This is a genomic window from Caballeronia sp. RCC_10 (genome assembly GCF_041360715.1).
Lineage (GTDB): Bacteria > Pseudomonadota > Gammaproteobacteria > Burkholderiales > Burkholderiaceae > Caballeronia > Caballeronia grimmiae.
This window is the reverse complement of record NZ_JBFUPT010000022.1, coordinates 1-17,292: the sequence shown is the minus strand read 5'-3', so window position 1 is coordinate 17,292 and position 17,292 is coordinate 1. Positions and strand designations below refer to the sequence as shown.

The 17,292-nt window shown below is 60.3% G+C and carries 14 protein-coding genes and 1 pseudogene; 11 read left to right on the top strand and 4 right to left on the bottom strand.

Going from position 1 to position 17,292, the window contains the following annotated elements:
* The first annotated feature begins 119 nt into the window (after positions 1-119).
* The 10 genes from AB6804_RS25885 to AB6804_RS25840 all read left to right on the top strand — a co-directional run bounded on the left by AB6804_RS25885 (position 120) and on the right by AB6804_RS25840 (position 12,839).
* On the top strand, positions 120-965 hold the full coding sequence (locus tag AB6804_RS25885) for a serine/threonine protein kinase (RefSeq protein WP_370888858.1): 846 nt from the start codon (positions 120-122) through the stop codon (positions 963-965).
* Positions 886-6,075, top strand: a complete 5,190-nt coding sequence (locus tag AB6804_RS25880; protein ID WP_370888857.1) for an AAA family ATPase — start codon at positions 886-888, stop codon at positions 6,073-6,075. The genes AB6804_RS25885 and AB6804_RS25880 overlap by 80 nt, the downstream gene beginning before the upstream one ends.
* Positions 6,076-6,223: 148 nt before the next feature.
* On the top strand, positions 6,224-6,583 hold the full coding sequence (locus AB6804_RS25875; RefSeq protein ID WP_370888856.1) for a BON domain-containing protein: 360 nt from the start codon (positions 6,224-6,226) through the stop codon (positions 6,581-6,583).
* 79 nt (positions 6,584-6,662) lie between these two features.
* Positions 6,663-7,187 (top strand): VOC family protein, encoded by a 525-nt coding sequence (locus tag AB6804_RS25870; protein ID WP_370888855.1) that lies wholly within the window; start codon positions 6,663-6,665, stop codon positions 7,185-7,187.
* A gap of 20 nt (positions 7,188-7,207) precedes the next feature.
* Positions 7,208-7,843, top strand: coding sequence for an isochorismatase family cysteine hydrolase (locus AB6804_RS25865; protein WP_370888902.1), 636 nt, complete (start codon positions 7,208-7,210; stop codon positions 7,841-7,843).
* A gap of 40 nt (positions 7,844-7,883) precedes the next feature.
* Complete coding sequence (locus AB6804_RS25860) at positions 7,884-9,212, top strand: epoxide hydrolase family protein (RefSeq protein ID WP_370888854.1); 1,329 nt, start codon at positions 7,884-7,886, stop codon at positions 9,210-9,212.
* Between the two features lie 138 nt (positions 9,213-9,350).
* Positions 9,351-9,554, top strand: coding sequence for a hypothetical protein (locus AB6804_RS25855; protein WP_370888853.1), 204 nt, complete (start codon positions 9,351-9,353; stop codon positions 9,552-9,554).
* Between the two features lie 64 nt (positions 9,555-9,618).
* Positions 9,619-11,190, top strand: coding sequence for an aldehyde dehydrogenase (NADP(+)) (locus AB6804_RS25850; protein WP_370888852.1), 1,572 nt, complete (start codon positions 9,619-9,621; stop codon positions 11,188-11,190).
* A 343-nt stretch (positions 11,191-11,533) separates the two neighbouring features.
* Positions 11,534-11,929, top strand: a complete 396-nt coding sequence (locus AB6804_RS25845) for a DUF3331 domain-containing protein (protein WP_370888851.1) — start codon at positions 11,534-11,536, stop codon at positions 11,927-11,929.
* A 46-nt stretch (positions 11,930-11,975) separates the two neighbouring features.
* Positions 11,976-12,839: an alpha/beta fold hydrolase gene (locus AB6804_RS25840; RefSeq protein ID WP_370888850.1), complete on the top strand. Its 864-nt coding sequence runs from the start codon at positions 11,976-11,978 to the stop codon at positions 12,837-12,839.
* A 32-nt stretch (positions 12,840-12,871) separates the two neighbouring features.
* Here AB6804_RS25840 and AB6804_RS25835 read toward each other — a convergent pair.
* From AB6804_RS25835 to AB6804_RS25825, 3 genes and pseudogenes are all read right to left on the bottom strand, one after another.
* A pseudogene (locus tag AB6804_RS25835) lies at positions 12,872-13,164 on the bottom strand (IS3 family transposase); the annotation flags it as partial.
* Between the two features lie 218 nt (positions 13,165-13,382).
* Positions 13,383-13,754 (bottom strand): hypothetical protein, encoded by a 372-nt coding sequence (locus AB6804_RS25830; protein ID WP_370888849.1) that lies wholly within the window; start codon positions 13,752-13,754, stop codon positions 13,383-13,385.
* A 152-nt stretch (positions 13,755-13,906) separates the two neighbouring features.
* Positions 13,907-14,917: a zinc-binding alcohol dehydrogenase family protein gene (locus tag AB6804_RS25825; protein ID WP_370888848.1), complete on the bottom strand. Its 1,011-nt coding sequence runs from the start codon at positions 14,915-14,917 to the stop codon at positions 13,907-13,909.
* Positions 14,918-16,001: 1,084 nt separating this feature from the next.
* On the opposite strand from AB6804_RS25825, the gene AB6804_RS25820 reads away from it, so the two are divergent.
* On the top strand, positions 16,002-16,289 hold the full coding sequence (locus AB6804_RS25820) for a DUF1330 domain-containing protein (RefSeq protein WP_370888847.1): 288 nt from the start codon (positions 16,002-16,004) through the stop codon (positions 16,287-16,289).
* Positions 16,290-16,745: 456 nt separating this feature from the next.
* Here AB6804_RS25820 and AB6804_RS25815 read toward each other — a convergent pair.
* On the bottom strand, positions 16,746-17,292 hold a 547-nt coding region (locus tag AB6804_RS25815; protein WP_370888846.1), incomplete at its 5' end, for a low temperature requirement protein A.

The window sequence follows — 17,292 nt, the reverse complement described above, 5'->3', positions numbered from 1 at the left end:
TGAGGTTGGCAGCGCTTCCCATGCTAGCCTGTGTCCGGTTTAGTGAGCGATGTGACCCGCACAAAAGTACAGGTGTGCATCGCGCTCGCCGGATATTAGCGAGATGAGGAGCGCCTCGAATGGATCTGACTGGCTTTTCGCTAGAGCCGCTGCATGACGATGGTGACATGCTGCTTTGCCGCGCGCGCAAACCCGGCGCTCCGGGCTCCGTGCTAGCGCTTGTGGCTGCGAAGCCAGCGTCGCACAGCATCAGTCGGCTCGAACGCGAGTACGGCCTTGCATCGTTGCTCGATCCGGAGTGGGCTGCACAGCCGCTCGCACTCGACCTCAGCCATGTGCCGCCCGTGCTCATTCTCGACGACAGTGGCGGTGCGCCGTTGAGTCGCTTGCTCAATCGACCTCTAGCGCTTCCGCGCTTCCTGCGTATCGCCGCGAGCCTCGCACAAGCAATCGCGCGGGCGCACGCACGCGGCATCTTGCACAAAGACATCAAGCCCGCGAATGTGCTGGTCGATGCGAGCGACAACGTGCGTCTTACCGGTTTTGGGATTGCGGCTATGTCGCGGATTGAGCGTGATGCGGCCGCTTCTTCCACGCTGATTCGGGGCACCCTGATGTACATGGCACCCGAACAGACTGGCCGTATGAACCGGCCTCCCGATGAGCGAAGTGATCTATATTCGTTTGGCGTGGTCTGCTATGAGATGCTTACGGGCACGCCCCCATTCTCCGCGTCTGACCCTATCGAATGGATTCATTGTCATGTCGCTCGCCGTCCGGTACCGCCGTCGGAGCGCGTGCAAGACCTGCCGCTAGTTGTCGAGCACATCGTAGAAAAGTTGCTGGCAAAAAAACCCGGAGGACCGCTATCAGACAGCAACAGGGGTGCACGTCGATCTGCTACGTTGCCTATCGGAGTGGGAGACTCAGCATGCGATCGCACCGTTCGCGCTCGGCACGCGTGACGCATCGTACCGAATACAAATCCCGGAGAAACTTCATGGCCGGGATGCGCAGATCGACCAGCTTATCGCGACGTTCGATGAGGTAGCGACTCAAGGCAATACTCAAATCGTGTTCTTGTCGGGCTATGCGGGCGTCGGCAAGTCATCGATGGTGAGCCATTTGCAGAGGGCGCTCGCGGGCGCACGCCCGCTGTTTGCATCTGGCAAATTCGATCAGTACCGCGCCGACACGCCCTACGTGCCGCTAGTGCAAGCGTTTCAGTCGCTCGTGCGCGACTTGCTCGTTAGCGGCGACAGGGAGCTAGAACAATGGCAGCACGCGCTGACGGAGGCGCTTGCGCCCAACGGCCGGCTGATGCTCAATCTCGTCCCCGAGTTGGCGCTGGTCATCGGGGAGCAGCCCGCGGTTCCGGACTTGCCACCGGACGATGCGCGCAACCGCCTGTATATCGCGTTTCGACGCTTCCTAAGCGTATTCGCGCAGCCTGGGCATCCTCTCGTGTTGTTCATCGACGATCTGCAATGGCACGACGCTGCCACGCTCGATTTCTTCGTGCATTTGGCCACGCACCGCGACATTCGGAACATGCTGCTGATTGGTGCTTATCGGGACAACGAAGCGGGTTCGCAAGTTCGGCTCGCAACGATGATCGATGACATCCGCAAAGCTGGCTCGAAACCGCATCTGTTAGAGCTGTTGCCGTTGAGCATGACAAGTGCTGCGGCGTTCGTTGGCGATTTGCTGCGCTGTCCGACCGCGACGGCTGCGCCGCTTGCCGAACTTGTCCACGAGAAAACGGGCGGCAACCCTTTTTACCTGGTTCAGTTTCTCACCGCGCTTGCCGACGACGGTCTTATCGCGTTCGATCATCACGCCGGCATTTGGACATGGAGCCTGCCGCGAATTCGCGATAGAGAATTGACCGACAACGTCGCCGATCTGATGGCGGCCAAACTATACCGCTTGCCGCATGCCACGCGGGAGGTTCTAAGTCAGCTCGCGATACTGGGCAATATCGCGAACCTGGACGCGTTGGCACGGACACGTGATGAGCCAAGGGCATCCGTGGACATGAAGCTCTGGGATGCTGTGAATGCGGGCCTGCTACACCGCGTCGGGGACGCGTTCATGTTTGCGCACGATCGCGTCCAGGAAGCCGCGTATGCGCTGATTCCGGAGGCAGACCGCCCTGCGGCACATTTACAGCTCGGCCGCGCCCTCGCATCCGAGGCACCGGCTGATGCGGCGGATCCGGCCATTTTCGATATTGTCAACCACCTGAATCGTGGTGCGTCGCTTATGACGGATGAAGCAGAGCGCCAGCGCACTGTTGCTTTGAACTTCGCGGCAGGACGGCGGGCAATGAACTCCGCTGCTTTCGCATCGGCGCGTAACTATCTCTCTAACGGCGTAGCTCTAATTGGCGAGAATGCCTGGTCGCGTGACTACGACGGCACCTTTGATCTGTATCTGGCGCTCGCCGAATGCCAGTTCGTTATGGCTGATTTTGCCGACGCGGATGCGCTGTTCGACACGATCCTGGGCCGCGCGCGTTCGAATCTGTATCGCGCGCGGGTTCATGCCTTGCGCATGGAGTTGTACCAAGTTGCGGGGCGATACGATGAGAGCTTTGACGTGGCTCGCGAGGCGTTGCGCGAATTCGGCGTGCTGCTGCCGTCCGAGGACGAAGGCGCCGCGGTGCAATTCGAGGCGGAGCTGCGTGACGTTGCTGCCAACCTGGCGGGACGCGCCATCGATCGGCTTGTCGATGCACCGGTCGCATCGGATGATGCTGCCCGAACCATCGTGGATCTTTTGGTCGAATCGATGCCTTGCGCTTTCATCGCCCGTCCGGCGTTCTATCCGCTCGTTACGCTGAAGGCGGTCAACCTGTCCCTACGTGCAGGTAACACCGACAAATCAAGCTTCGCGTACGGTAACTACGCGTTGATTTTGGTGTCCCGCATCGGTGACATCGTCTCGGCCGTGCAGTTCTCCGAGATGTCGTTGCGTCTCAATGAGAGATTCGACAATCGACGGTTCCAGGGCAAGCTGCTGCATTTGCACGGCAATCACATCAACTTTTGGCGGCGTCATATATCGACCGACCTGGCGATTCTCGAGCGCGCTAGTGCCGCATGCCTCGATGTCGGCGACCTTGCCTTCGCCGGCTATCTGGCCTTCACCACGGTGTGGCAGACGATCGAGAAAGGCGCGCCGCTCGCGGACGTTCAACGCACTGCCCAAACGCACGCCGCATTTGCGCAGCAAAGCCGCAACGATGCGGTCTACGAGACAATCCGCCTGCAACAGTGCTTCGTCGCCGCGTTGCAAGGCCAGTCGGGTCATGCGCTCGATGACGATGCGTCGTTAGCAGTGGTCATGCGGGCGAATTTCGGCTGCGGCATCGCGTTCTGCCACATCATGCGGATGATCCACGCCTTCATGGATGGACGTTATCGTGCAGCCCTCGGGGCCGCACGCGAAGCGCAGTCGACGCTGAATGCCGTGATGGCGCTTCCAATCGAGCCTACGTTCCATTTCTTTCATGCATTGACGCACGTCGCGCTCGATGCCTCGGAAAACGAAAACCAGCAAGCAGAATCTCGCCGCGTCGTTCATGCCGTATGTGACAAATTCGAGTCGTGGGCGAAGCATTGCCCCGCGAACTTTCAGCATCGGCACGCGCTTCTTCGCGCGGAAGTCGCGCGCGTCGAAGGCCGTGACTCGGAAGCGATGCTGCTTTACGAAGAAGCGGTGCGCCTGGCCCGCGAGCACGGCTTTATCCACCTGCAGGCGCTCTCGCACGAGTTGGCCGGGCGCTTCTACGCAGAGCGTGGGCTCGGGACGATTGCGGATAGCTATATGCTGAACGCTCGCGCCTGCTACGAACGCTGGGGTGCAACCGGCAAGGTCGATCAACTGGTGCGGCGTTACACGGCCCTCCAACAGGACGCATTCAAATCAGACGGCGCCATCTCGACATCGAGTGAGCAGCTCGACCTTGCCACGGTCGTCAGCGTGTCGCGGTCGCTTTTTAGCGGCCTCGATATGAACGAACTGATACACACGCTGATGAGGCTCGCCCTCGAACATGCGGGCGGAAGCCGTTGCGTGCTGATACTGAAACGCCCCAAGGGATTGGTTGTGGAAGCGGAAGCCGCGACGTGCGCTGATGGCGTGAACGTGCGGCTTCCGAAACTCCGTTTCGAGGAGGCAGACCTGCCAGAATCAGTGCTGCGCTATGTGATCCGCGCGTCCGACAGCCTCTTGCTGGACGATGCGTCCGCGGTTACGCCGTATTCCCTCGACGACTATATCCGGCGCCACGGGTCGCGATCCATCTTTTGCCTGCCGCTGATTAAACAAGCGAGGCTAATCGGCGTGCTGTACCTGGAGAACAACCTTGCGTCGAACGCGTTCACGCCGGCACGCACGGCGATGCTCCGGTTGCTTGCTACGCAAGCGGCGATGTCTTTGGAAAGCGCGCGGCTCTATGCAGATCTTCAGAATGCCGAAGCGCTGCTTGCAGAAGCGCAGCGGCTGAGTAGCACGGGCAGTTTTGACTGGCACGTGCGAAGCGGCGAGCTTTTTTGGTCGAAAGAGAGCTTTCGGATCTTCGAGTACGATGGCACGACCACGCCGACCATTGCATTGATGCTTGCGCGCGTGCACCCGGAGGACGTGGCCTACATGCGGCTTGTGCTCGACCGGACGACCCGCGACAGGGAGCCACTCGACGTCGAGTGTCGACTATTGCTGCCGGACGGCTCTGTGCGGCATCTCCAACTCATCGCGCGTGTGGTGGTCGATGCCGACGCGGGGATGCGCGTAGTCGGGGCGCTAAAAGACATTACGACGCGCAAGCGCGCGCATGCTGCGCTTGCGCGCAGCGAACATCGATATCGCACGCTGTTCTTCGATATGCCAGTTGGGCTATGGCAGGTTGATGCCCAACCGCTCATGACGCTGCTGGAGGAACTGCGGGCGCAGGGCGTGTACGACGTGTCCCGTTACATCGACGACCATCCTGGCTGGCTCGATCGCGCAATGGAGCTGCTGCGTGTAGATGAAGTCAATATTCACGCCGCGCAGATGTTCGGCGCACGCGATAGGACTGTGTTGCTGGGGCCCCTGCGTTGGCTATGGCGTGAGCGGCCGGACACCTTCCGGCGCGTCCTCGAAAGCCGATACGGTGGCGCATCGCTGTTCCAGGAACAAACCAAGCTTCCTACGCTCGACGGACGGATCATCGATGTACTGCTCACAGTTGCACATCCCGGTGGTGCCGAAGAATCAGGTATGGTGCTGATCAGTCTTGTCGACCTAACAGAGCGCATCCGTGCTGAGGAACTGCTGCAGCAACTGCAAGCGGAATTCGCCCACGCGGCCCGCGTTTCCATGCTCGGGGAACTGACGGCATCCATCGCGCACGAGCTGAAGCAGCCGCTGGCCGCTATCAGAATGAACAGCTCGCTCGGCAACCGATGGCTAGACCGGTCTGAGCCGGACATCGCGGAAGCTCGGCTTGTCAATCAGCACATCACGGTCGATGCGCAGCGCGCCGTCGAGATCGTCGATCGCATTCACGCAATGGCGACGCGGCGCGAATTGAAGCGGGTCGCAGCGCCGCTTGATCCGCTCGTCGATGAGGCACTGCTTTTCCTGCATCACGAGTTGCATAAGCGGGGCATCGCCATCGTGCGCAAACGCGCGGCTGGTGTGCCGGTTGTAGTTGTGGACAGGGTCCAGTTGCAGCAGGTTGTCGTAAATCTCGTCGTCAACGCGATGCAGGCAATGGAGGCCGCAGCGGTCACGGGCGGCCACATTACTGTCGCGACGCATGCTCTCGATACATCGTCGGTCACGTGCTCGGTTGAGGACGGCGGGCCGGGCATCGACCTGGAAAACGTTAAGCGCGTTTTCGAGAGCTTCTATACGACGAAGGCAGGCGGCATGGGAATGGGACTCGCTATTTCGCGCTCGATCATCGAAATGCACGGTGGAACCATTGCCGCCGATAACGCGTCTGCGCATGGGGGCGCGCGCTTTTTCTTCACACTTCCGCTTGCTACGTCGTCGGCAGAAGTAGACGAGGGTGCTGTCTAGCGCGGTTCTTTCGTGCGCGGAAGTCATACGTATGGATAGCTTCCCAATACCTCGCGACAATTGAAGCACAGCAAAAAAATGCCTGTAATAGAGCCTGATTCCCGACCCTTGCGTCACGCGCCGGGTCGTCACCCTCAGGAGCCAAGGCATGCAAACGCGAGCGTTCATCCTGTCCATGGCGGCCGTGACGGCGTTCTCCGCGACGTCGCTCGCGGAAATGCCAACGGCCTTCGCTGCTGATATTTCTACCACCGGCGTTGATGCGCCTACCAAAAAACAGGTCCGGGCGGACAATCGTGCGCTGAGCCACGCCGTCCGACAGTCCTTCACGCAGACGCGCGGGCTAGATGCTTCCCGCATTAGCGTTGTCTCACGCGGTGGCACCGTCACGCTTGCCGGTAGCGCGCCGGATCAATTCCAGATCGAGGCCGCCGGCGCAGCGGCGTCAAAGGTGGCCGGCGTGGGTCGTGTCGACAACCGGCTGACGGTTAGTGAGCCGGGGCATTAGTCCGGTTCACGATCAATAGCGTTTGAGCGACAGGCCGCTCTGCATCGACGAACGAGACAACGCAAGCAAGGAGCCAACGATGAATCAGCACAGTCTCCACATGAAGCTCGAGATCGTCGTCATCCCAGTGTCGGACACCGACCGCGCGAAGCAGTTCTATGGTGGTCTTGGGTGGCGGCTCGACGTCGACTTCAAAACCGACGATGGCTATCGCGTCGTCCAGTTCACACCGACCGGTTCGGAGTGCTCCGTCATCTTCGGCCAGAACGTGACCGACGCTGCTCCAGGCTCCGGGCGCGGACATTACTTAGTTGTTTCGGACATCGTTGCTGCTCGTATGGAGCTCCTGAGTCGCGGAGTCGAAGTTAGCGAGCTGTTTCACGATGCAGGCGGTGTCTTTCACCGAGCCGACGGAAAGGGACGTTTAAGCGGCGCGAGTCCAGGTCGGAAAAGCTATGGGTCGTTCGCGATGTTCAGCGATCCGGACGGCAACCGCTGGGTCCTTCAGGAGGTCACCGCCCGCCTGTCGCCTGATGTCGAGCCGGGCGATCAACGATTCAGCAGTCAGATTGTCGAGGTGCTCCATCGTGCGAAGAGCGCGTGACGCTCAAACCGGAGAAAAGAATGGCCGATCATTCTTATTGCGCTGAGCGCACAGGACTATTGCTGATCGATCCGTACAACGACTTTCTTTCTGACGGCGGCAAGATTTTTCCAATGGTCAAAGAGATTGCCGAAGACGTTGGCCTGCTGGACCATATGCGCGCGATTGTCGCCGCCACGCGCCGCGCGCGCGTGCAAGTACTGCACGTGCCGCATCGGCGATGGCGACCGGGCGATTACGAGAATTGGAATCATCCAAATCCGACGCAGCGGCGCATTCAGCAGCGCCATACGTTCGAAGAGGGAACGTGGGGCGGGCAATGGCACCCAGATTTTTTGCCAAGTGCCGATGACATCATCATAAAAGAACACTGGGCGCAGAGCGGCTTCGCTAACACGGACCTTGATTTTCAACTGAAACAGCAGGGCATCACGCATGTGATTCTGATCGGGCTGCTGGCCAACACCTGCGTTGAATGTACGGGCCGCTTCGCGATGGAACTGGGGTATCACGTCACGCTTGTGCGCGATGCGACCGCCGCCTTCACACGCGAGATGATGCGTGCCGCGCACGAACTCAACGGGCCGACGTTCGCACACGAGATTGTGACGACGGCGGAACTGATTGCGGCACTCGAAGCCACGGACGGCGCGTAATCGGTTGCTTACGGACCAACACTGCAGCAAAGGAGCTTGCATGCTCGACGACAACTTCCTCCGAACCGCTTCACGCCGAGGCTTCATCGGTGCGGCAGCCGCTGTGCTGGCTGCGGGTGCATGGAGTCGCGGGGCGTTCGCTGATACGACGGCCGCGCCCATGGTGCAAATCTCGCAATCCTCAGCCGACGACAAAGCCGGCCTCCGCAAGCTGCGCATTCACGCGAGCAACGCGGAGCTGGCCGACTTGCGACGCCGGGTTCAGGCGACACGGTGGCCGACGCGCGAAACGGTGAACGATTCTTCGCAGGGCGTTCAGATTGCGACGATGCAAAGTGTCGCGCGGTACTGGACGACAGCGTATGACTGGCGCAAGGTCGAGGCGAGATTGAACGCATTGCCGCAGTTCGTTACCTCGATCGACGGGCTGGATATCCACTTCATTCACGTGCGTTCACGACAGCCCAATTCATTGCCAATCATCATCACGCATGGATGGCCTGGCTCGATCGTTGAACAGTTGAAGATCATCGGGCCTCTGACCGACCCGCTCGCGCATGGCGGGGCGGCCGCCGATGCCTTCGACGTCGTGATCCCCTCGCTACCCGGCTATGGGTTTTCCGAGAAGCCGATCACGACGGGCTGGGACCCCGTGCGCATCGCGCGCGCGTGGGTCGTCCTGATGCAGCGCCTTGACTATTCGCGGTACGTTGCGCAAGGCGGAGACTGGGGCAATGCCGTCACCGAGCAGATGGCGCTGCTTAAGCCCCCTGGGCTGGTCGCGATCCACACGAACATGCCTGCTACGGTCCCCGACAATATCGCGAAGGCGCTGAAGTATGGAGAGGCTGCGCCGGCCGGTCTCTCGCCGGACGAGAAGCACGCGTTTGATCAGCTCGATTTCTTTTACAAGCACGGACTCGGATATGCGCTCGAAATGGCGAATCGGCCGCAGACACTCTACGGCATCGAAGATTCCCCAATTGGTCTGGCGGCATGGATGCTCGACCACGATGCTAGCAGTCAGGCCTTAATCGCCCGCGTGTTCGAGGGGCAGCAAGAAGGGCTTACGCGCGATGACATTCTCGATAACGTAACGCTGTACTGGCTTACGCGCACGGCGACATCGTCCGCGCGCCTGTACTGGGAAAACAAGCTCAACTTCTTCGAGCCGAAGCATGTTTCGATTCCAGTGGCGGTCAGCGTCTTTCCCGACGAGATTTACGCGGCCCCGAAAAGCTGGACCGAGAATGCGTACGTCAACCTGATTCACTACAACCGCCTGCCGAAGGGTGGTCACTTCGCGGCGTGGGAACAGCCACAAACCTTCGCTGAGGAAATCCGCGCGAGCTTTCGGTCGGTGCGCTGACGAAAGTTCGCTTATGCGACGCGCTCATGCGTTGCGCGATGTTGCGGTGGGCGGGCGTCGCCAGGTCGTAAAGAATGTCGATGGAGCAGGAGCACCACGGAGCGAATTATCGTTTCCGTGAAACTGGAGGACCTTGTGATGAAGCTCGTCAAGAAATTGATTATCGCGGCGCTCATCGCCGCGCCCGCGCTTGCGTCGGCTCAAACGAGCGACCAACAAGCGGCGGGCAATTCCGGGTTAGGTTCTGTCGGCGGTGCGAGCGGCAGTATGCAAACGCCTTCGCGTTACTCCACTCCGGACGACTCCGTGGTTGGACTGGGACCTATCTACAAGAATCCTTAATGAGCAATGCTCGGCCACAGTTGCACTGACGCAACGCAGCGCGCACGCTGCAAGGAGAGTACGCATGGACTTCACTGGGAATCTGTTTATCGGCGGTGACGAAGTACGCGGGACGGCCGGGACGATGAAAGCCTTGAATCCAGCAAGCAACGCGCACATCGAACCGTCATTTTCTCTTGGCGGTGCGGCTGAAGTTGACCGCGCCGCGCGGTGCGCCGATGAAGCATTCGACACATACAACACCACGACCCTCGAACGAAGAAGTTTGTTCCTCGCGCGCATCGCCGATGGGCTAGAGGCGATCAAGGAGGAATTGGCGCAACGCACGTCGCTTGAGACGGGCTTGCCAATCGCTCAGATCGAAGCGGAAATTATCAAGTCTGCGACAGTCTTCCGCCAGTTCGGCGCCCTGGTCAGGCAAGGCCGGTTCCGTCAGGCGACGATCGATCCCGCGTTGCCCGAGCGTCAGCCGCGCGCGAGGATGGATCATCGCATGCAGAAAATCGCGCTCGGGCCGGTTGCCATTTTTGGCGCCAGCAACTTTCCAATCTCCTACTCCGTAGCAGGAGGAGATACGGCATCCGCCTTGGCCGCTGGCTGTCCGGTGATATTGAAAGCGCACAACGCGCATCCTGGCGCATCGGAACTCGAGAGTCGCGTGATTACGCAGGCAGTCAAGGATATGGGCCTGCACAGCGGCGTCTTCTCGATGGTGCGTGGCGGCGGCAACGAAATCGGCGAGGCGCTGGTGGATCATCCGCTCATCAAGGCGGTCACGTTCACTGGGTCGGAGGCTGGAGGCATGGCGCTATTCCGGCGGGCACAGCAACGTTCGGATCCTATCCCCGTCTTCACCGAAATGACGAGCGTCAATCCGACTTTCGTCTTGCCGGCGGCGCTTGCCGCGCGAGCGGCTGGCATCGGAGATGGTTTCGCCGAACGCATGCTCGTCAACGTCGGGCAAGCGTGCCTCAAGCCTGCCATCCTGTTTGCGATTACCGGTGCCGGCTTCGACGAGTTGCGGAACGCGATGATAGCGCGCGTGCAGGCAATGCACGCGCGAACCATGCTGACAGCAGCGATAAACGTGGCGTATCGGAAAGGCGTCGAGCGGCGCGCAGGCACTGGGGCGGAGCGCATCGCAACAGGTGGTGACGAACGGGGGCCGTGGGAGGGGCAAGCGGTTCTCTTTCAGGTCGAAGGAGCGCAATTGCTCGACGTGCCGTCGCTTTCGGAGGAATTGTTCGGCCCGGCAGCGCTTCTGGTTCGCTTAACGGATTTCGGGCAGATGGAGGAGATCGCTAAGCAGTTGCGTGGACAGCTGTCCGCGACCATGCACATTGAACCCGCCGATTATGCGCTTGCCGCACGTCTTCTCCCGGTACTCGAACGACGGACAGGGCGCATTGTCGTCAATGCGTTTTCGCATCCGCAAGAAGTGTCGTATGCCTCGATTCATGGGGGGCCTTTTCCGGCAACGTCGGATTCACGGTTCACGTCCGTCGGCATGAGCGCGATCGAGCGCTTTCTTCGGCCCGTGTGCTACCAGGGGTTTCCAGACGAGCTGTTGCCGGAAGCCCTTAGAGCGGCGAACCCTGCACACGTGCCCCGGCTGATCGATGGGGAAGTCCGATGAAAGTGAGAATCACGTCACGGCTATTGCGGGAGTGACGGTAATCAGACGTTGCTGGTCGGACGGCTCATCTGTTCGGCGGCTGACCGGACCTTTGCATGAAAGGCACTTTGGAAAGGCGCGCAGCCGTGTCAGGTAGACGGGTGCGACGGTCATGGATGCGTTGGCGCTGATGCAATGGGCCTGCATCCGTCCCGTCCACTTAAGAACGCCCCAATGACGGCGGCTTCCCATGTTGATGGCGCTCAACGGTGCATCAATGGCGGCGGCGAGGCATAGCGTGCCACCCCAATGCCTGCCGAACCGGCCCGCGCGCTTCTAACGATTCTTAATTGAGGACTAGAGGATGCCAACAGGCACGAAGACGCGAGACCCTTGGTCGCGAACCATCGCGATGATGCGTGCATCGTGGGATGGCGCCACGCTCACTGTACCTGTGAAGGTGAATCAACAAGGTCCAGGCGCGTTCGGCGATTCCCTTCTCATCAGCGTTGTGGACCGCCCGACAGCGAGCACCGCGACGCTCTACTGGCGAGATGCCACGCGTTGTTGTTATCCAGACCAGGCATGGAGGACAGCAGTTGCGCGCAGAACGGGGCATTGTGCGATGAGCGGGCTGCCGATAAGGCTCGGTGACGCCGTCTACGTGCCAAGACGAAGCGCCGCCGTATCCAATGCGAACGCGATGATCCTGGCATCGGTACTCGAGCGCCTCACGGTGGGAGTGATGGCCTCCCCTTAGGACGGTGCATGTCGTTTGTCGAACTGACATAGAGGAGCGAAATACGATGCTAGTGCGATATCGGTCCATCAAGGTCGAGAACTTGTCGGTTTTTTATCGGGAGTCAGGCTGGGACAATCGGCGCGTGCTGCTCCTGATGCACGGCTTTCCGTCATCGTCGCGAATGTATGAGCCGCTGCTTCGAAGGTTGGGTGACGAATTCCACCTTATCGCCCCGGACTACCCGGGTTTTGGTCACAGTGATGCCCCCGATCCGCGCGAGTTCTCGTACACGTTCGATCATATCGCCGAGGTCATGAGGGGGTTCGTCCAGGCGCTCGGCCTGGGTTCATACTCGCTCTACCTGCAGGACTACGGTGGACCAGTCGGGTTCCGGCTCGCCCTTGCTGATTCCAAGCGGGTGCAGTCGCTGATCGTTCAGAACGCGGTAGTCCACGAGGCCGGACTTGGGCCACTGTGGGAAACTCGCCGCGCGTTCTGGCGCGACCGGGCAGCGCATCAGGCTGCCATCGAACAGAACCTGATGTCGCTTTCGGCGGCGCGGTATCGCCACGTTGGAACAAGTCCGAATGCCGAATTCTATGAGCCAGACTTGTGGGCCGACGAGTACGCCTTCCTATCGCGTCCGGGGCAGCTCTCAATACAGAGCGACCTCTTCTACGACTATAGGAACAACGTCGCGTCGTACCCAGCGTGGCAGGCATGGCTCAGGGCGCACCGGCCCCGTCTGCTTATTCTCTGGGGACAATACGATCCGTCCTTCGTGTTAAGCGAAACGCAGGCGTATTGCGCCGATGTGCCGGACGCCGAAGTTAATGTTTTGGAAGCAGGGCATTTCGCGCTTGATGAAAAAGCCGACGAGATCGCGCGCATCGTACGTGCATTCTTTCGACGTTGGCAGGAACAGTAAGGCATGCTGAATTGCTCTGAACCAGCTTGCCCTGCCCATTGGAAACATTGCGAGAATCTGCTGTTGCAGCGTATGGTTGATGCGGTCACGCGCAGTGGCCCGCCGTTGTCGCAGCGAAACTAGGAGCCATCAGGAGACTAACGCTGGTTGCTCTTCGCCACTGCGACCTTGCCATCGTGCCGACGCTGCGGCCGTGGTGGAGCGGACCTGCGTGGTAGCAGCAAGCCGCGAACGCGCATGATCCGATACACGCGTTTGGCGTTCACGGGGATGATGCCTCGGCCCTCCCGCTGACGACGCAACCTGCCCAGACGCGGCGATAGCCTGCAAAACTCAGACCCGTCTTCAACTTATTAGGGAAGGTCTGCAAAACGCGCCTTGTGTCCCCAGCTGTTCCATCTTCGCCCGCATGTCCAAGGCCCTGCATCCGGCAAGATCGACGCCGGAGCACGCCCCGCGGCGGTCGCACGGTGCGGCCCGCCGTGCATGCCGTCGGAAATGAGCATGGGTATTCTCCTTGCCGCGAGTGATGGCGGGCTGGGCTCAACGAGGCGCGGTCCTTGCAGCGGCATGATGGCTCGATCTTGAAGCGACGATAGACAGGCCGGCGGAAACGGTCAGACTGCCGCCGACGCACATCATTGCGACGACCAGTGCCCTGGCCAGCGTCAGCCGATCCGGTGAAATCCCTGCGACACTGAAGAAGACGCCGCCGATGACCGCGACGCCCAGTGCTGCGCTGATTTGCAACGCCGAATTCGTGATGCCCGCGATCATCCCGGAACCGGTCGCTGGTGCGCGATTGATAACCGAGCGCACCAGCGTCGGCAGCGCCCAGCCCTGACCGAATCCCAAGAGTGCTATCGCTCCGATCAACGGAAGCCGATCCGGCATCTGTCCGGACGCTCCGGCCACGAGGGCGGCGGACGCGGGGTGAGCAAGTCTGCGTACCACCCGTCCTTACCCTCGCCAAGCGCCGCTCAGTCGGCGTTTGACGGGTAAAGTTCTGGACGTGGATGACGTCCACGATCACGACACAGTCGTCATGGACCTCGTTCCTCAAAATCTCAAAAGCCGGACAGCACGATCTTGCCGCGCGCCTTGCCGCTCTCGAGCAAGGCATGGGCGCGGCCCAGATTGGCCGCGTTGATGGTGCCGAAATGGTCCGCCAACGTCGTGCGCAGCACGCCGGCGTCGACCAACTCGGCGACCCGGACCAAAATATCGTGCTGTTCGATCATGTCCAGGGTCTGGTACATCGAGCGGGTGTACATCAATTCCCAATGCAGCGAGATGCTTTTGGGCTTGAGGATCGGCACGTCGAGCGACACGGGGTCGTCGATCAGCCCAAGCTTCCCCTGCGGCGCCAGCATCTCGGCGATTTCAATCAGGTGCTTGTCGGTATGGGTCAGGCTCGCCACGTAATGGACCTCGCCAATGCCAAGGCCTCGCAGCTGCGCCGGCATCGGCTTGGTGTGGTCGATCACATGGTGGGCACCAAGCTCGCGTACCCACTCCTGGGGTTCCGGCCGCGACGCCGTGGCGACCACGGTCAGGCCGGTCAGTTGGCGCGCCAGCTGGATCAGTATGGAGCCGACGCCGCCGGCACCGCCAATGACCAGCAGCTTTCCGACAGGGTCTTTGCCTTCGGGCACTTGCAAACGGTCGAATAGCAACTCCCACGCCGTGATCGAAGTCAGCGGCAGCGCGGCCGCTTCCTCGAAGCTGAGGCTCTTCGGCATCGGGCCGACGATGCGCTCGTCGACCAGGTGCAGCTCGCTGTTGGTACCCGCCCGCAGCAGCGAACCGGCGTACATGACGGGATCGCCCGGCTTGAACAGGGTAACTTTGTCGCCCACGGCGCGCACCACGCCGGACGCATCCCAGCCCAGCACCTTCGGTACCACTGGGGGCGGCAGCACGCCGCCACGGATCTTGGTATCGACCGGGTTCACCGAGACCGAATGAACTTCCACCAACAGGTCGTATCCGGTGGGCTCGGACTCGGGCAACGTGGTGTCGGTCAGGGCATCCGGCGAACCGAGCGGAACCGACTCGTTATAGACAACTGCTTTCATATGCACTCCATAAAAATGACGGCTTCAGTTATAGCGGGCAAGGGTTGTTGCACTCACCAATATTTTCAGCTACGCATATGCCCCTTGCCGTACCTGTTAGTGGCGCAGGTTGACCATCGTATAGGTGAGTGTCTTGGAGGTGAAGTGGACCGACTCAGGCGCTGCACAGACTATGTTTCTCGCTAAACATAGGTATCGGACAGTATGCTCGAATTGAGCGTTGACGGTCCCACCATGCGCGGCGGCAACGGGTTCATTAAGTATGCCGCGAGGACATGCCGCGCCATCTGATGTCTTCACGTGGCGAAGTGCTGCCTGATCGGGCCATAACATGAGGAAAACGCCTGCGTGCAACGTGCATCGCGATAGTCACACACATATGTCGTTCTCGCCTGCGAGTCGGGGTCGATTTCCCGTTGACGCTGGCCTTTCAAATGGCGACATCCCTATACGCTGTGCGAATGCCGCCCGCCGGATGACCGCCGTCGATCGAAACTCCGCCACACTTCCAGCGTGTAGCAACACGCGCTCGCGCCCAGAAGGCCAATCAAACGTGCCGTCTGCCCAGACGCATGACTCTCAGGGCAGACGGCACATCAGCACGAGATCGTCCGTCAACTATTAACTATCAACGGTCGACGAGGCGACCTGCGGCGAGCTTGACGGTGGCCGCCCTGAGTCAAGCGTCTCCCATCGTTTCCGGATCCTGCGCGAAGCGGGCTTGGTGCGCACGCGCGTAGCCGGCACCATGCATCAAGATTCACTGCGTCGCGCTGAGTTGAATGCCCGCTCTCCGGGCTTGATGGAGGCCGTCATCAAGCAGATCATCAACAACCCAGCATTGAGCGAATCGGCGTGAAAGTCGGCTGAAGGTCGGTGGACAAGCCGCAAGCGCAGACGGCGCCTCACGGATATGGGTTTCATGGGTCATCCTCCGGCAGCTTATGAACCCCCTTTAGCAACGTCGATAACGCCTTGGCGGAGTCCCAGGCGACTCAGTTCCGCTGACGTTGTAAATCAGGGTCCTGTTGGTTTCATGGCACTATTGAGCGTACCTTAACGTCCATATCAGGAGCGCAGCGCGATGGCGACTTACATTGTGTTTACAAGGGAAAGCACGCAAGATCAGCGGGAGTTGGATGTGTACCAAAGCAAGGTCAGCGAGACCTTCCAAGGTCATCCTGTCAAGATCCTGGCTGCTTACGGACCGCAGCAGGTGCTCGAAGGGGACGCGCCGGAAGGGGTCGTAATCGTGGAGTTTCCGTCTACCGCCGCCGCGCGTGCGTGGTACGACAGCCCGGCCTATCAGGAGGTTGCGCAGCACCGGTTCCGGGGTGCGCAATATCGCGCCGTTCTCGTCGAAGGCGTGTGAGGCAAGACGTTAACGCCACGAGACGACTCGGTCGCCGGATGGGGCGATGTCGGCCACTTGCTGCCTCTCACGGGTAGCGGTAAGCGGCCGTTCCGCCGACTCCCGCCGCCGGTCAATTCGCTTTTCACTTCCCGAGCCCTTGGTTGAACCGCGACGGACGTGCGACTCTACTCGTCAAAGTAGTCATGCAAAATTCTTCCATACGGAAGTGTGATGTCGGCAGTGAAAAGGACGGCTCCCAAGACTCAACTCACTGGCAAATCAGCCACCGGCGCGTTGACGTGCGGAACGAGACCTAACCGCGCCGGGCCGGACCATGCCCCCTTCACTTGCATGTCCGACAAGTTATAGCGGCTGTCGGAAGTGGCAGATCGTCCATTAGCACCATCTCTTCGCAACAGGCCTTGATAGCACAGCCGCGCATCGTGACTAAAGAACATGCGGTGTCGCTCATGACTAGTCTCCTGTGATAGCGCTGTCGTGCGGGGGGTCGTGACGCTGGCGCGGGACGTTCAGGTATCTGAGACTGAGGAAGGCATAACAAATCACCGCAGCGGTAAGACCGACTAAGATGTAACCGGTTTTGGGCAATAGGAGGGCAAACCCGGTCAACACGAAGACGATCAGGGTGTTGACGACCAGTTGGCGCCGCAACTCGGGCCGCTCCATGAAATAGCCGTACTGCTTGCCAATGAAAAAGCAGACCGCGCCGATGACCGACAGTACCCGGAAATCGGATAGCATCATGTCGTCCAGCGTCGCGTGCCGGATCAGGCTCGCTTCAATCGACAGGCTGATGAAGACAAAAAAGTGCGAGTACAGCACCGAATGGCCGGTCGCGAGCTTCTGTTTGGTCAGCAGGTGAAAACTGTCAAAGTAGACCCACCAGATGCCCGATATCATCACGAAGCCGGTGGCGGCCGTCATGATCTTACCCACGTTCGGTGGAGACCTTGAAAAGAGCATACTTGCTCTGTGAGGTGTGCCATGGAACATCGAGAAC

Bases quoted from the DNA above. Each gene is read 5' to 3' on its own strand.
- AB6804_RS25820 (WP_370888847.1), top strand. From the start codon at position 16,002: ATGGCGACTTACATTGTGTTTACAAGGGAAAGCACGCAAGATCAGCGG.
- AB6804_RS25840 (WP_370888850.1), top strand. From the start codon at position 11,976: ATGCTAGTGCGATATCGGTCCATCAAGGTCGAGAACTTGTCGGTTTTT.
- AB6804_RS25825 (WP_370888848.1), bottom strand. From the start codon at position 14,917: ATGAAAGCAGTTGTCTATAACGAGTCGGTTCCGCTCGGTTCGCCGGAT.
- AB6804_RS25850 (WP_370888852.1), top strand. From the start codon at position 9,619: ATGGACTTCACTGGGAATCTGTTTATCGGCGGTGACGAAGTACGCGGG.
- AB6804_RS25870 (WP_370888855.1), top strand. From the start codon at position 6,663: ATGAATCAGCACAGTCTCCACATGAAGCTCGAGATCGTCGTCATCCCA.
- AB6804_RS25845 (WP_370888851.1), top strand. From the start codon at position 11,534: ATGCCAACAGGCACGAAGACGCGAGACCCTTGGTCGCGAACCATCGCG.
- AB6804_RS25875 (WP_370888856.1), top strand. From the start codon at position 6,224: ATGCAAACGCGAGCGTTCATCCTGTCCATGGCGGCCGTGACGGCGTTC.
- AB6804_RS25865 (WP_370888902.1), top strand. From the start codon at position 7,208: ATGGCCGATCATTCTTATTGCGCTGAGCGCACAGGACTATTGCTGATC.
- AB6804_RS25860 (WP_370888854.1), top strand. From the start codon at position 7,884: ATGCTCGACGACAACTTCCTCCGAACCGCTTCACGCCGAGGCTTCATC.
- AB6804_RS25855 (WP_370888853.1), top strand. From the start codon at position 9,351: ATGAAGCTCGTCAAGAAATTGATTATCGCGGCGCTCATCGCCGCGCCC.
- AB6804_RS25885 (WP_370888858.1), top strand. From the start codon at position 120: ATGGATCTGACTGGCTTTTCGCTAGAGCCGCTGCATGACGATGGTGAC.